The sequence below is a fragment of the Ochrobactrum sp. XJ1 genome (assembly GCF_024701725.1).
Lineage (GTDB): Bacteria > Pseudomonadota > Alphaproteobacteria > Rhizobiales > Rhizobiaceae > Brucella > Brucella anthropi.
In genome coordinates, this window is sequence record NZ_VDGD01000017.1 from 50,201 (window position 1) to 62,150 (window position 11,950).

An 11,950-nucleotide genomic window follows, 5' to 3' on the forward strand; every position below is an offset into this window, starting at 1 on the left:
GTTCTTCGCTTCTACCTGGCCACTTGGCGAACCCGTTAGGTCTCTATTTGTCCACGTCGTCGAATATCGAGCGGGTCGTTGGAAGGGCCGCCGAAACGATAGCATCCTCCTTCTTCTGCGTTACAATATGGGTCCAATCCGCATCGCTGTCCGTCTCTTCGTCACGCTCCCGCTTACGCTCTTCGACTTCGTCTCCCGAACGCCTGATCTGGTCCCGAGCATCTTCGATCAACGTTGCGGCGGCGGCATCGACGCCAAGCGCCTCGACGCGTTCTAGAATATCCAAAAGCTCGAAGGCTAGACCGTCTGACGATGGAAGGCATAAGACTCCCTTTGAATGGGAGATCTTTGTCACAGAGCTTTGTAAAAGTCGTCGATCTCCAAAGTTGACATGAGATAATTTGGGCATGAGATTTCACGGAAGAGCTTCGATTGGCGGCGGTGACCACCGTGCTTCCAACGCTTCCATCTTGGGCAAATACAGCCTCATGACGACATAAAAGATTTCGGCCGGAGCTGGCAACCAGTTCGATTCCAACTCAGGTCCTGGGCTATCATTCTGCAGATGGATGGCTGTCTCCCCCTTGTCGTTCTTCTTGAGGTCCGCAAGCATCGCCGAGTTGATCAGGTAACGGTTGATTGAGTTGGCGACAAGGAGTTGATCGGCTCTGTCATACATGGTCAGTGACCAGAAGGCATCGACCGGCGGAAATGTCTCTGGCCGGAATGTCAGTGTGTATTTTCCGGACTTACCGTCAAGTATGGCCTTTTGCGCATCGACAGCATATATGACATAGAGCGCTTCCTGCACGGAATTACCATAGATGCCGCCCTGCGCCGCCGCGGCTCGCGTCAAGTATCTACCCTTCATGAATTCAGGCGTTCCGAAGGTCTTTGAAGAATCTGTCAACCGTGCAGCCTCGTCGCGTATTTCTTTTTCCGTTGCGACCGCGACCTCTTTCATCAGAGCCACAGTTTCGGTTGAAAGATCATCCCCGGGCCATGTCCCCCCTTCCCTGATCCCGAGTTTGTCAATATTTCCCCGTTGCCGCTGATCGTCCGGATAAGGGGGAGCAAACTGAAGCAGGAATGCAGCGAGCTGCCATTAGTTCGTGACCATCAGATCATCCGAGATGGGCATCCAGTCGACGACCGGAGGAGCGTCTGGAGCAACCGTTCCTGCATAGGCGGAAAGAAGTGCGGCCTTATAGCCTGCCTGGATTTCCTTCACCTTGTCGAGATCGGCAGGCGAGAATAGTTGTGTTCTGACGATGCCTATGGCGAGTGCAGTCGGCATTTCGATCACGCGCTTTATGCCTTTCGGCACGTCGCCCTTCCAGTCCGGGCCGGTAATCAGAAAATCGCCGCCGCCATTGCCGTCAACTCGCGTTCCCGGATAGTCGACATTGTTGGTGTAGAGGTCGATCAATTGCAGCGAATAATAGCGGTTCTTCTCGATCGGCGGCATCGTCACCACGACGGGGTCCGCTCTCAGATCGAAGACGATGAAGGAATAGGGAGTGTCCGAATTCGGCGTGATGATTGCCGTATCTTCAGGCGTGTAGACCCTGGCGATGCTGACCAGAGTATTGAGTGGCCCTTTATATTGGCTACCGCCCGATTCCAGTGCGTATTGATATATTGTGAGGTAGATCTTCACCATCGGATAGGTGTATATGTAAGCCTCACGGGCGACAGTCTTGATGTCTTTCTGCGCGAAAGCCGGAAGTGACGGCAGCACCATCAATGCGGTGGCGCCTGCAAGAAAAGTGCGACGCTTCATTTCACTTCCTCCAAAACGGGGAACTTCCAGCTTCCGTCGAGAATTTGCGTCTGGGGCCGATATAGGCGGACCATGTAGTTCCAGCTCTCGGGCGTCGGCAGACAACGCGGTTGAGTTGTGCGTGCTCGACTGTCTGCGTCCACTATAACTTCTTCAGGGAACCACCTCGCAAACGCGCAGATCAGATTACGCAGTGTCAAGAATTGGACGTCGCTTAAACCCAGAGTGGCCGCTTCACCGACAGGGTTTCCAGCCCCTTCTAGTCACTTAAAACTTGCCAGGATCGTTTCCTTTAAATATATCGCGGTTGATTTCGCGTATGGTGAAAGTGCTACGGCTAAATCGATCCTACGAGGCTGGAATGAATAATCGTTACGGAACACTGGCTTCCTGGGTCTATAATCTGGATAAACCGGTCGGGCGTTCATTCGGCGACGTGGAATATTATCAGCGACGGCTCGCTGGCGCCGAAGGTCCGATCCTCGAACCTGCTGTCGGCAACGGTCGTGTTTATGTGCCGCTGCTTGAGTCCGGGTTTTCGATAGAGGGGTTCGATGCGTCTGACGAGATGCTTGGTTACTGCCAGGACGAATGCAGGAAGAGAAACCTTTCCGCAAGCGTGACACGACAGACTTTCGAAGAGTTTTCTTATAGCAAAAGCTTTATTGCCGTCATCATTCCGGCGGGGTCGTTTCAGCTGATCACGGATCTGACATCGGCGACCGGCGTGCTAAGGCGCTTCTATGATTGCCTGGTCCCAGGGGCAAAATTAATCATAGACCTCGATCCCATAGGCGGTTTTCTTGGGCCGACCGGTTCGGTCCGAAGTTGGAAAACCCAGGACGGAGATCTGCTAACACTCACAGATCATCGGGTTGAAACCGACTATATCGCGCAAACCACACTGACCCATCTGCGCTATGAACTCTGGCGAGATGGAAATCTTGTGAAATCCGAACTCGATTTGTTTAAGTTGCGGTGGTGGGGAGTCGAAGAGTTCTTGATGGCGCTGCAGCGCACGGGCTTTGTCGATATAGTGGTGTCAGGCAACTACCAGCATGGAAGAGCACCGCATAGGGACGACGAGATTATCAGTTTTGAGGCGCTGCGTCCCAATTAGATCGAAGTGGGTTTTTCAGCTGCCCTGGAACGTCATTATATGCAATGCGCTTTCAAGTCTGCCGCGGCCACCGACCAGTTAAAGGTCCGCTTACGAAGACTCGAACCCTAAACCCGCTCATCCGCTTCCCACCCCATCATGTTAGTTAGCAGCAAAAAAGCGGAACGACCGGCTCTGGAACGCGTGAGAATGCTACGCTAATGTCTGGAAAAAAGCGCAAAGCGGACGCACAACATATTCTCCACAAACAGGGCGGTGAGTATCAGGGGCGACTTCTATTACTCATTAATATCTGATATAGTGAGCGATAGAAATGGATGTTATCGCTCATGCCCTGGAACTGGACACAGCCTGATTGGCCGCATTTTCGCTATGACGCGTCTGCACTCTCGGCACTGGAACAGCGATTTCTGCTCTCCTCCGGCGAAGTCATCGGCGCTGTGCGTCACATCGATCCCGACGACCGCGACCGGTTGCGCATCGAACTCTTGAGCGACGAAGCGATCAAGACGAGCGCGATCGAAGGCGAAACATTGGACCGCTTGAGCGTCCAGTCATCACTGCGGCGACAACTCGGCCTGGACACGGACCGGCGTTCGGTGCAACCGCGTGAACACGGGATCGCGGAAATGATGGTCGACGTTTATGGCACCTATGCCCTGCCGCTTGATGACGCCACTCTGTTTCGGTGGCATACGATGTTGATGACAGGCAGTCGGCATCTGGAAAGTATAGGTGCTTATCGCAGCCATTCCGACGCTATGCAGATCGTCTCTGGCCAGTTGGACCGTCCGACGATTCATTTCGAGGCGCCGCCATCAGCGCAGGTGCGAGACGAAATGCATCAGTTCATATCGTGGTTCAACGCAAGTGCTCTGACAGGCAGTACGCCCCTCCCCGCGCTTACCCGCGCCGGGCTCAGCCATTTGTGGTTCGAAAGCATTCACCCGTTCGAATACGGCAATGGACGACTTGGTCGCGCACTGGCCGAGAAAGCGCTCGGCCAATCGCTGGGGCAACCGAGCCTGATCATGCTCAGTTTCACCATCGAACAGCAACGGAAGGCTTATTACGATCAGTTGGAAACCCATCAGCGGACCCTCGACGTCACCGAATGGTTGGTATGGTTTTCCCAAACCGTGCTGACTGCTCAACAAACTACGCTGGATCGCGTCGCCTTTTACATCGCCAAGGCACATTTCTACGACCGGTTCAGGGGAGCGTTCAATCCCCGTCAGGAGAAAGTCATTGCGCGTCTGTTCGAAGCGGGACCGGATGGCTTTATCGGTGGCCTCAGTGCCGAGAACTATCTGGCCATAACAAAGACCTCACGCGCTACCGCCACCCGCGATTTGCAGGATCTGGTCGACAAGGGCGCGTTGATACGCAGCGGTCAGCTTCGATTCACCCGATACGCACTGAACTGGCGAGCACCTCATTGACGACAAGATACTGGAAACGGTGTTGCCAAGCTGTTTGTGATTGGTTGCACGGGCGCGCGGCGGTTGCCTTTTCCAGCCGTCATTTCTGCGGCGTAGTCGGACCAAAGGCAGAAGGCACTTATCTTCGGCCTTCAATTCCGAAATTGCGATCCCATAGGTCGGCGCCTTGTCTGTGTTGATGACCGTTGGCTTTTCCCAGTCCTTCAAGCCATTCAAAGCCTTGCCGAGAAATCGCTTGGCTGCTTTGGCATTGCGCGTCGGCGACAGATAGAAATCGATCGTGTTGCCGAACTTGTCGACGGCTCGATAAAGATATGTCCATTTACCGCGAACTTTCACATAGGTCTCATCGACACGTCAACTCGTCGATTGCGGACGGCGCCAGTGCCAGCGCAGCCGCTTCTCGATTTCCGGCGCATATTTCTGAACACAGCGATAGATCGTGGAATGATCAACGGGCACGCCCCGTTCACCCATCATCTGTTCAAGATCCCGGTAGCTGATCCCATAGCGGCAGTACCAGCGGACCGCCCAAAGGATGATTTCACCCCGAAAATGACGCCACTTAAAATCGCTCATCAAAAGTCTCGCTGTAAATTGTTAGCGCTCTCTCAGCCTTCAATCGATTTTTTGCAACAGAACCTTTAACTTTACGATGCCATATTTACAGTACTTGTGGGCTAGTTTTGAAAGGCTGGTTGCATGAAACATTGCAGTGTGCCGAATGACGCCGCACCAGTTCTGGAAACAGAACGATTGATTATGAGCGGGCATGAGGCTGAGGATTTCGGACGTCTTGCCGACATCTGGGCGGAGCCTTCCGTCGTGGAACATATTTCCGGCAAACCATCTACACTTCGAGAATCGTGGATGCGCCTACTGGCCTTTAAGGGGCTGTGGCCGCTTCTGGGATTCGGGTATTGGGCCGTCCGGGAAAAGGCGACGAACCTTTATGTTGGAGATCTGGGTTTTGCTGATTTTCACCGAGACGTGGATCCGTCGTTACGGGGCATTCCGGAGGCTGGATGGGTGCTTTCGCCCTCGTCGCGCGGAAAAGGCTATGCATCGGAAGCACTTAGCGCCGCGTTGGCCTGGCTGGAAGCACAGAACCGATTCGAACGCAGCGTCTGTCTGATCTCGTCCGACAATCTCGCATCCATTCGCGTGGCAGAGAAAGCCGGCTACTCTGATGGCAAAACCGTGTTGATGAACGGTTCAGAGACGCTGTGCTTTTCCCGTGCACTCAAGGGCTGCGATAGGTAATTCATTTTTTCCTGATGTTCGCTGAATTGAGATTGCCGCAACTGATGACACTCTTCCTGAACGTTTCGCTTGGCCCACTGTATGGAGACTTTCCAGGTCAATCGCGGTCAGCGCTATCGCTGTGCACTGGCTTGTGGTTTGCAAAAGCTGGGGGATCAGTTGCAATTTTTCGTCAACATTTGCGGAGTTATCCTTTTAGCTTTCAAAGCGCTGGAGTTTTCGACTAGCAAAGGCTTGTACCTTGCTTACAATTTAAATCTGCATAACCTGAAGGAGATGCTGGCTGGACGCTGACTGAGACAAATCATCGTTGAAGACTTCCAGCATCTGACGACAGACTTAGTGCCAGCCATAGACATGTTGAAATACCCCACACGTTTGAGTAGTTCTGGCACTCCACTGGTGTGAACAGATTGCAGCTACCGTCAATGGCATTCCAAACCTCAGCGAAGGGGCCGTTCCCAGATAGGCTCTCCTCATGGAGCAGGCCTTTTGTGGGATTGAAGCTGAGTTGGATGGCAGCAGGAACATCGTGTGCCTGCTGCTTCGATCATCTCAGGCTCCACAGGCTGTTTGAGTATGGAGAATTTATTGTGAATGACGATATCGCCCACCTTCAACGACGGGCGCCGAAATCGCTCGCGTTCAATTAGCGAATATCGTACGAAGACTAATCACCACGCATCCGGCTCACGAACCATGTGGATGATGTTGGCCGGACTGGTTATCCAGCCGCCCTTGAAGCCCTCCGGCAGCTTCTCTATAGCATCGCAGCGAACAACGCCAGAGCGAGACAAATAGGCGGCCGCATCCTCGAATTGGTCGGTAAACAGTTCCAGCCAGACCTCCGCCTGGCTCATCTCCGGAGCCTCTGCGACCCATAGCTTGTTGGGGCCGAGCTCGAAACCGACGTCCGGCATCTTTTCCGTAATCGGTTTAAGCCCGATAGTATCCCTGTAGAACGCGATCATCGCCTCATAGTGATGGGACGGAACCTTGATGGCGATATCGATGCCGCCATAGAGTTTCGTAGTCATGTCCTCTCCTTTTCAGTTGCTGCCTTTCGGGTGCACATGGGTGGGGGTGAGCGCTGGCTCGCCCCTCAGCTCTGATTGGTAATAACCTTCGCGCAGGTTGACGCCGTATTCGAGGAATGCCTTCATGCAACAGAGCATCTGCGACCAGCCTTCACAGTTGATGTAGGAGGCGCGGTGCCCCTGGATATCCTCGCGCCAGCCAGTCTCGGCGATGGTCACGAGGGTTGCCTCGTCCTCCAGTGGCAGGAAGTTCATCTCTATGCGCGTCTTGTAGGGCTCAGGCCCTTTGGTCGCATTCGCGCCTTCCCAATACAGTACGATGCGCCTGCCAGGCACGATCTCGCTGACCTCGACTGGAACCTTGCCCCACCACACCACCGTCGCCCCGGCGACAAGTGGCATATTCGCCCCGCCAAGAGTGGTGAAGTAACCACTAAGCTTGCTGGGATTGACGACGGCGTCGAACACCTCGGGGGTTGGCTTCGCAATGCGCGCAGATACCCTGAATTCAGGCTTCATAGCTGATCTCCTCTTGCGTGAAGCCATGATATGTTATAGAATTATAACATGTCAAGCAGCGATACGGACGACCTGATTTTCAAGGCGCTGGCCCATGCACGCCGACGAGCCATCCTCGATCGGCTAAAGGACGAGCCGCGCACTACCGGTATGCTATGCGAGATGTTCGCGGACATGGACCGCTGCACTGTCATGCAGCATCTGAAGGTGCTTGAGGACGCGGACCTGATCATCGTCAGGCGTGACGGGCGCGAGCGGTGGAATCTGCTCAATTCCCTGCCCATCAAGCGTGTACATGATCGTTGGATCAGTGAGTATGCTGCCCACGCGATGACAATCCTTGACCGATTGGAATCCGATCTATCGCAGAACTCCTGAGCTGGTCTGAGGCAATCCGAAGTCCGTCTTGAAGACGCACCACTTGAGAAACGGGCATTTTGATCCGCCTACGTGTGGCACGCGGAAAAGACCAGCGGCATCGAGACTTACAGTATCGCTTCAGCGATACACGGAACAAGACTTTCTATCGGCAGGATCTCGGAGGAACTTTAAACTTGTTTCGAACAACGAGTAAGCGTAGCTGGTTTAATCATTGAGAAAGCGCTTTAGTAAGTATGCTTCTGTCTCGCCTTGAAGGGAATTGAACCCACGACCCGTCAGTAACGTGAACAGAAATACATCATCCTGGATTATCAATGAATACGGTGAACATACGTTAGGGATTAATCAGTCCAGTCTTCTACTCGCAAGCCAGGAACACGATCAAATTCCCTGCGATTGTTTGTAACGATTATCAGGCCACGCGAGCGAGCATGGCCAGCAATCAATTGATCGTATGGACCGATTGGAGTTCCACTGCGGGCCAATTCAGCACGTAATTGGCCCGTATGGTTTGCTGCCGGTTCATCATACGATAACACCTCAAGGCGAGCTGCGAACCCTTCCACGACTGCAAGGTTCTTTTCAGGATGGGCAGACTTCTCCGCCCCGTAAATCAGCTCCATTAAACTGACTGAGCTGATGCACAATTGATCGTGGAAGCGGTTGAACGCCTCGCGCACTTGCTGCGGCCGGTTCTTGATCGTGAAAATGCATATATTTGTATCCAGCATGTACTTCAGCATTAGAACGCCTCGCGTTCCTGTGGAGCAGGCTGATCACGCTCATTCATGAAGTCGGAAGTCGCCTCTAAGCTATCAAACCAGCTATCCCAGACCTCACCAGCGGGTGCTATGATTCGAGTGCGCCCCACAGCAACAATATCGACGCGTTTCACATCAGCAGGCAATGCTACTGCTTTTGGCAAGCGGATAGCTTGGCTCCGGTTGCTCTGGAATACTGCTCCCTGCTCCATCTGCGTCACTCCTAGTTTTATCCATAGTGATATGATGTAGATAGTGAATCAAATGGGATATGTCAATGGGATATACGTATTCGAAGCCGACCAAACGAACCATGATCTGGCTTCAAGAAACCTAAGGCCGCTGGCCACATTGCTGCGCCCTGACCAAGACGCATCAACCGGGCGGCCTCTTCAACGGATTTATGCAACTCCACTTCCAGATTGCCAGTCAAGAACAGGCTGTACGCGCCTTTATCGTCCATATGCCAGCCCTTCCAGAGGACACGAACTGATGGTGGCCCTCTAGCGCTCGTGGACAAAGGGTATCCATAGTTTGACTGCAGCGATTGCGACGAAACCGAGGTAGGATTCCTTGGTCTTGTCCTATCGGGTTGCGACCCGTCGCCAGTGCTTGAGCTTGTTGAAGAGGCGCTCGATCTGATTACGCCATTTGTATTTGGCTTTGTCGTGCGGGACTGGGTGGCGTCTGTTGCTCTTTGTTGGAATGACGGCCTCGATGTTGGCGCTGGCGATCTCTTCGCGAATGGCGTCAGCGTCGTACCCCTTTGTCGGCGAAGAGCGCCTCGATCTGGTCGGAGATCATCCAGAACAACGGCGCGAAGCCTTGAGTATCATGCGTTTGTCCGCGCGTCAGGACGAAGCCTGGCGGTCGGCCTTTCGCATCGCACCGGGCATGGAACCTGGTTGTGAAACCGCCGCGCGATCGGCCAAGCGCCTCGGTCTCTTGAGTCCCCTTTTTATGCCGACTGCACAATGGTGTGCCCGGACGACGGTACTGTCGATCATGTCGGCACTTCGCTCCCGTTCCACCAGTTCGGCCAGTGTCTCAAGCATTGCCTCGAAAACACCGGTCTCGACCCAGCGTCGATATCGGCGGAAGATACTGTTCCACTTGCCGTATTCATCAGGCAGATGCCGCCATTGCGCTCCTGTACGCGCCATCCACAGCGTGCCTTCGAAATAACGCCGATTGTCCTGAGCAGGGCGGCATCCACGCCCACTTTCAGCAGGTAGAAGCGGACTGATTACCGACCATTCCTCGTCTGTCAAACCTATCCGTTCGCCCAAAGCAGCCTCCAAATGGCAGCCTTGAATCAAAAAGCGATTCTGCAGTCAACCTTTGTCCACGAGCGCTAGCCAGAATAGGTTTCCGTTACCAACAATGGCGTATCTTTTGTATGTTCACGGATTTTGATACAATTTATACGGAAATATTGGAAGAATACCTGATTTCGAACAGTTGCCCATGAGTATACTAGGTGGGCGGCTCTACTAGGCAGTGGTTGGTAGTCAATTTCTCGCTGAGATAAAGGAGTTCGATATGTACAAGCATATCCTGATCGCAACCGATGGTTCCGATCTTGCGAATCGCTGTGTTGAGCAAGGTCTATCACTGGCAAAAGCTTTGAATTGCGATGCGACAGTGGCAACGGTGACTGCACCGTACAGCAGCGCAGGTATCTTTGGTGGAATGTTCGATGATGAAGCCATCGTAGATAAGTATGATCAAAGCTGGAGAAAATACGCAGAAAAAATTCTTCAGAATGCCCAAGATAGAGCGCGGAAAATTGATCTCGAAGTCAACGTTCTGCATCTGGTCAATCCGATACCATCAGATGCTATTTTAAAAGCAGCAGATTCCATCGGATGCGATCTCATTGTTGTTGCTACCCACGGATATTCTGGTGCGCAGCGCCTGCTTCTTGGAAGTCAAGCAAATGAGATCGTCACGTTGGGAAAAAAGTCCGTACTCATCGTAAGGTAGACTACAAAAATGACAAGCGTATCCCGAAAAATGTAAAATGACTTCTCAGTAGAAGGTGCGTGTGAACGCAAATGAATAGAGCATTTCTAATCATTCAAGAGGCGCAGGAAATGTACTAGAACCACACTGCCACTGTTTATGACCCTGAAGCACGCGTGCACCACGCAGCAGAGCCCACATGGAACAGCACAGCTCCCCCTCTTGCCACGATGGGCATCCACGTCAGCCCACGACTTTCCTGCGCGTTCTGGGGCCGGGATTAGTTACCGGCGCCGCGGACGATGACCCGAGCGGGATCGCAACTTATAGCCAGGTCGGAGCGCAGTTTGGATATGCGCTCGGATGGACCATGCTGTTCAGCTATCCTTTAATGGCCGCAATGCAAGGTGTGAGTGCCGGTATCGGCATTGTAACCGGACAAGGAATTGCGCAAAACTTACGCCGACATTATTCGCCCTGGTTACTGCGTGGGGCGGTTGTGTTGTTATTCCTCGCAAATTTCATCAACATCGGGGTAGATCTTGCAGCGATGGGGGCCGCTGTGCGACTATTTGCCGACGGCCCCAAGACCCTCTACACTTTGGCTTTTGCAGTCTTATGCGTAACGCTCGAAGTCATGGTGAGCTATAGGCACTACGCCTCAGTTCTTAAATGGCTAACCCTTTCACTATTTACATATGCTGCAGTGGTAATGACAGTGAATGTACCGTGGAGCGTGGCCTTGCAAGGTGCACTCATACCCAGCCTTGTTTTCGACAAGGAGCATGCCATGGCTCTGGTCGCAGTATTTGGTACAACGATCAGCCCCTACCTGTTTTTCTGGCAGGCAGGGGAAGAAGTTGAAGAGTTGCATCGCAGACATGTTCAGCGTTTAATCGCGTCTCCCAAAACAGCACGCATCGAACTGACTAGGATCAAGATCGATACTTTGATCGGTATGGCAATCTCAAATATCATCGCGCTGCTTATTATTATTGCCACCGCGTCAACACTCAATGCGAACGGTATCACCGAAATCGAAACATCGGCCCAAGCTGCGGAGGCGCTGAGACCGATCGCCGGAGAGTTCGCATTTGTCGCCTTCGGAATCGGCATTATCGGCACCGGACTGCTCGCAGTTCCCGTACTGGCTGGCTCAGCAGCCTACGCCGTTGCGGAGATGTTTCGATGGCCAGAGGGCCTTGATCGGCCTCCTCGCGAAGCCAAGGCGTTCTATGGTACTATCGCGATCGCCACGATTGGTGGCGTCGTTCTCAGTTTGACCGCAATAGATCCAATACGCGCATTATATTGGTCCGCGTTTCTCAATGGCGTGCTGGCTACTCCACTGATGATAATCCTGTTGGCAATGGTGACCAACAGACGCATCATGGGGCGGCTGACCGCGCCCATATGGATGGTTAGTCTGGGATGGCTGGCGGTTGTGGTTATGTCATTGGCAACAATAGCTTTTTTTCTTTTATGATAACGGTTTCAAATTCTGCCCTGAATACTGCCGGTTCATTGGACAACTCGAAATACCGGGGCGTCGGGCAATCAAAAGTGAGTGTCCATTCATGCTTCTCTTGGTCAAAGCTGTGAAAGGCTGCCAATTGCATAGTTATCAGATGCCGGTCCAGTTGCGATACAGGATATATGCCGCAACGATGAAGATTATT

17 protein-coding genes and 1 pseudogene are annotated in these 11,950 nt (G+C 53.0%); 7 read left to right on the forward strand and 11 right to left on the reverse strand.

The genetic code is table 11. The features are described 5' to 3' along the window. Positions 1 to 43: 43 nt before the first annotated feature. The 3 genes from FG152_RS23520 to FG152_RS23530 form a co-directional block, all read right to left on the reverse strand. Complete coding sequence (locus FG152_RS23520) at positions 44 to 286, reverse strand: hypothetical protein (RefSeq protein WP_181152416.1); 243 nt, start codon at positions 284 to 286, stop codon at positions 44 to 46. A 129-nt stretch (positions 287 to 415) separates the two neighbouring features. Continuing rightward, positions 416 to 871, reverse strand: a complete 456-nt coding sequence (locus FG152_RS23525) for a DUF1214 domain-containing protein (protein ID WP_247644263.1) — start codon at positions 869 to 871, stop codon at positions 416 to 418. A 234-nt stretch (positions 872 to 1,105) separates the two neighbouring features. Next, entirely contained in the window at positions 1,106 to 1,783 is a 678-nt protein-coding gene (locus tag FG152_RS23530; RefSeq protein WP_235994245.1) for a DUF1254 domain-containing protein, read from the reverse strand. 361 nt (positions 1,784 to 2,144) lie between these two features. Between FG152_RS23530 and FG152_RS23535 the strand changes: the two genes are divergently transcribed. Further along, positions 2,145 to 2,903 carry a methyltransferase domain-containing protein gene (locus FG152_RS23535; RefSeq protein ID WP_036586938.1) on the forward strand — a complete coding sequence of 253 codons (759 nt, stop codon included), beginning with the start codon at positions 2,145 to 2,147 and terminating at the stop codon, positions 2,901 to 2,903. 329 nt (positions 2,904 to 3,232) lie between these two features. After that, positions 3,233 to 4,345 carry a Fic family protein gene (locus tag FG152_RS23540; protein WP_036587193.1) on the forward strand — a complete coding sequence of 371 codons (1,113 nt, stop codon included), beginning with the start codon at positions 3,233 to 3,235 and terminating at the stop codon, positions 4,343 to 4,345. Positions 4,346 to 4,459: 114 nt separating this feature from the next. Here the strand turns inward: FG152_RS23540 and FG152_RS23545 are convergent. Then, positions 4,460 to 4,924: pseudogene (locus tag FG152_RS23545) on the reverse strand (IS6 family transposase); the annotation flags it as partial. Positions 4,925 to 5,047: 123 nt separating this feature from the next. Here FG152_RS23545 and FG152_RS23550 point away from each other — a divergent pair. Next, positions 5,048 to 5,608 (forward strand): GNAT family N-acetyltransferase, encoded by a 561-nt coding sequence (locus tag FG152_RS23550; RefSeq protein ID WP_036586936.1) that lies wholly within the window; start codon positions 5,048 to 5,050, stop codon positions 5,606 to 5,608. An 81-nt stretch (positions 5,609 to 5,689) separates the two neighbouring features. Then, positions 5,690 to 5,902, forward strand: coding sequence for a hypothetical protein (locus FG152_RS23555; protein ID WP_036586935.1), 213 nt, complete (start codon positions 5,690 to 5,692; stop codon positions 5,900 to 5,902). 380 nt (positions 5,903 to 6,282) lie between these two features. Here the strand turns inward: FG152_RS23555 and FG152_RS23560 are convergent, their stop codons facing one another. Continuing rightward, positions 6,283 to 6,645 carry a VOC family protein gene (locus tag FG152_RS23560; RefSeq protein WP_036586934.1) on the reverse strand — a complete coding sequence of 121 codons (363 nt, stop codon included), beginning with the start codon at positions 6,643 to 6,645 and terminating at the stop codon, positions 6,283 to 6,285. Positions 6,646 to 6,657: 12 nt separating this feature from the next. Further along, a complete protein-coding gene (locus FG152_RS23565; RefSeq protein ID WP_036586933.1) occupies positions 6,658 to 7,164 on the reverse strand; it encodes an SRPBCC domain-containing protein in 507 nt (168 codons plus the stop codon). A 48-nt stretch (positions 7,165 to 7,212) separates the two neighbouring features. On the opposite strand from FG152_RS23565, the gene FG152_RS23570 reads away from it, so the two are divergent. Further along, a complete protein-coding gene (locus tag FG152_RS23570) occupies positions 7,213 to 7,542 on the forward strand; it encodes an ArsR/SmtB family transcription factor (protein WP_036586931.1) in 330 nt (109 codons plus the stop codon). A gap of 344 nt (positions 7,543 to 7,886) precedes the next feature. On the opposite strand, the gene vapC is transcribed toward FG152_RS23570, so the two are convergent. From vapC to FG152_RS23590, 4 genes are all read right to left on the reverse strand, one after another. Next, positions 7,887 to 8,288, reverse strand: a complete 402-nt coding sequence (vapC, locus tag FG152_RS23575; RefSeq protein ID WP_029928525.1) for a type II toxin-antitoxin system tRNA(fMet)-specific endonuclease VapC — start codon at positions 8,286 to 8,288, stop codon at positions 7,887 to 7,889. After that, positions 8,288 to 8,518 carry a type II toxin-antitoxin system VapB family antitoxin gene (gene vapB, locus FG152_RS23580; RefSeq protein ID WP_010660354.1) on the reverse strand — a complete coding sequence of 77 codons (231 nt, stop codon included), beginning with the start codon at positions 8,516 to 8,518 and terminating at the stop codon, positions 8,288 to 8,290. Before vapB ends, vapC begins: the two co-directional genes overlap by 1 nt. 62 nt (positions 8,519 to 8,580) lie before the next feature. Then, a complete protein-coding gene (locus FG152_RS23585) occupies positions 8,581 to 8,769 on the reverse strand; it encodes a hypothetical protein (protein ID WP_036586930.1) in 189 nt (62 codons plus the stop codon). Between the two features lie 388 nt (positions 8,770 to 9,157). Further along, positions 9,158 to 9,595 (reverse strand): IS5 family transposase, encoded by a 438-nt coding sequence (locus FG152_RS23590; protein ID WP_080692061.1) that lies wholly within the window; start codon positions 9,593 to 9,595, stop codon positions 9,158 to 9,160. 253 nt (positions 9,596 to 9,848) lie between these two features. On the opposite strand from FG152_RS23590, the gene FG152_RS23595 reads away from it, so the two are divergent. Together FG152_RS23595 and FG152_RS23600 are read left to right on the forward strand one after the other, a co-directional pair. Beyond that, positions 9,849 to 10,292 (forward strand): universal stress protein, encoded by a 444-nt coding sequence (locus tag FG152_RS23595; RefSeq protein WP_036586928.1) that lies wholly within the window; start codon positions 9,849 to 9,851, stop codon positions 10,290 to 10,292. A gap of 178 nt (positions 10,293 to 10,470) precedes the next feature. Then, positions 10,471 to 11,757: an NRAMP family divalent metal transporter gene (locus FG152_RS23600; RefSeq protein ID WP_043061940.1), complete on the forward strand. Its 1,287-nt coding sequence runs from the start codon at positions 10,471 to 10,473 to the stop codon at positions 11,755 to 11,757. On the opposite strand, the gene FG152_RS23605 is transcribed toward FG152_RS23600, so the two are convergent. After that, a partial coding sequence (locus FG152_RS23605; RefSeq protein WP_498988760.1) for a hypothetical protein occupies positions 11,720 to 11,950 on the reverse strand: 231 nt, incomplete at its 5' end. The two genes, FG152_RS23600 and FG152_RS23605, sit on opposite strands and share 38 nt — an antisense overlap.

What these genes read in the sequence shown, in the direction of transcription:
- FG152_RS23525 (WP_247644263.1), bottom strand. Translation starts at nt 871, where the DNA reads ATGAAGGGTAGATACTTGACGCGAGCCGCGGCGGCGCAGGGCGGCATC.
- FG152_RS23530 (WP_235994245.1), bottom strand. Translation starts at nt 1,783, where the DNA reads ATGAAGCGTCGCACTTTTCTTGCAGGCGCCACCGCATTGATGGTGCTG.
- FG152_RS23535 (WP_036586938.1), top strand. Translation starts at nt 2,145, where the DNA reads ATGAATAATCGTTACGGAACACTGGCTTCCTGGGTCTATAATCTGGAT.
- FG152_RS23540 (WP_036587193.1), top strand. Translation starts at nt 3,233, where the DNA reads ATGCCCTGGAACTGGACACAGCCTGATTGGCCGCATTTTCGCTATGAC.
- FG152_RS23550 (WP_036586936.1), top strand. Translation starts at nt 5,048, where the DNA reads ATGAAACATTGCAGTGTGCCGAATGACGCCGCACCAGTTCTGGAAACA.
- FG152_RS23555 (WP_036586935.1), top strand. Translation starts at nt 5,690, where the DNA reads ATGGAGACTTTCCAGGTCAATCGCGGTCAGCGCTATCGCTGTGCACTG.
- FG152_RS23560 (WP_036586934.1), bottom strand. Translation starts at nt 6,645, where the DNA reads ATGACTACGAAACTCTATGGCGGCATCGATATCGCCATCAAGGTTCCG.
- FG152_RS23565 (WP_036586933.1), bottom strand. Translation starts at nt 7,164, where the DNA reads ATGAAGCCTGAATTCAGGGTATCTGCGCGCATTGCGAAGCCAACCCCC.
- FG152_RS23570 (WP_036586931.1), top strand. Translation starts at nt 7,213, where the DNA reads ATGTCAAGCAGCGATACGGACGACCTGATTTTCAAGGCGCTGGCCCAT.
- vapC (WP_029928525.1), bottom strand. Translation starts at nt 8,288, where the DNA reads ATGCTGAAGTACATGCTGGATACAAATATATGCATTTTCACGATCAAG.
- vapB (WP_010660354.1), bottom strand. Translation starts at nt 8,518, where the DNA reads ATGGAGCAGGGAGCAGTATTCCAGAGCAACCGGAGCCAAGCTATCCGC.
- FG152_RS23585 (WP_036586930.1), bottom strand. Translation starts at nt 8,769, where the DNA reads ATGGACGATAAAGGCGCGTACAGCCTGTTCTTGACTGGCAATCTGGAA.
- FG152_RS23595 (WP_036586928.1), top strand. Translation starts at nt 9,849, where the DNA reads ATGTACAAGCATATCCTGATCGCAACCGATGGTTCCGATCTTGCGAAT.
- FG152_RS23600 (WP_043061940.1), top strand. Translation starts at nt 10,471, where the DNA reads ATGGAACAGCACAGCTCCCCCTCTTGCCACGATGGGCATCCACGTCAG.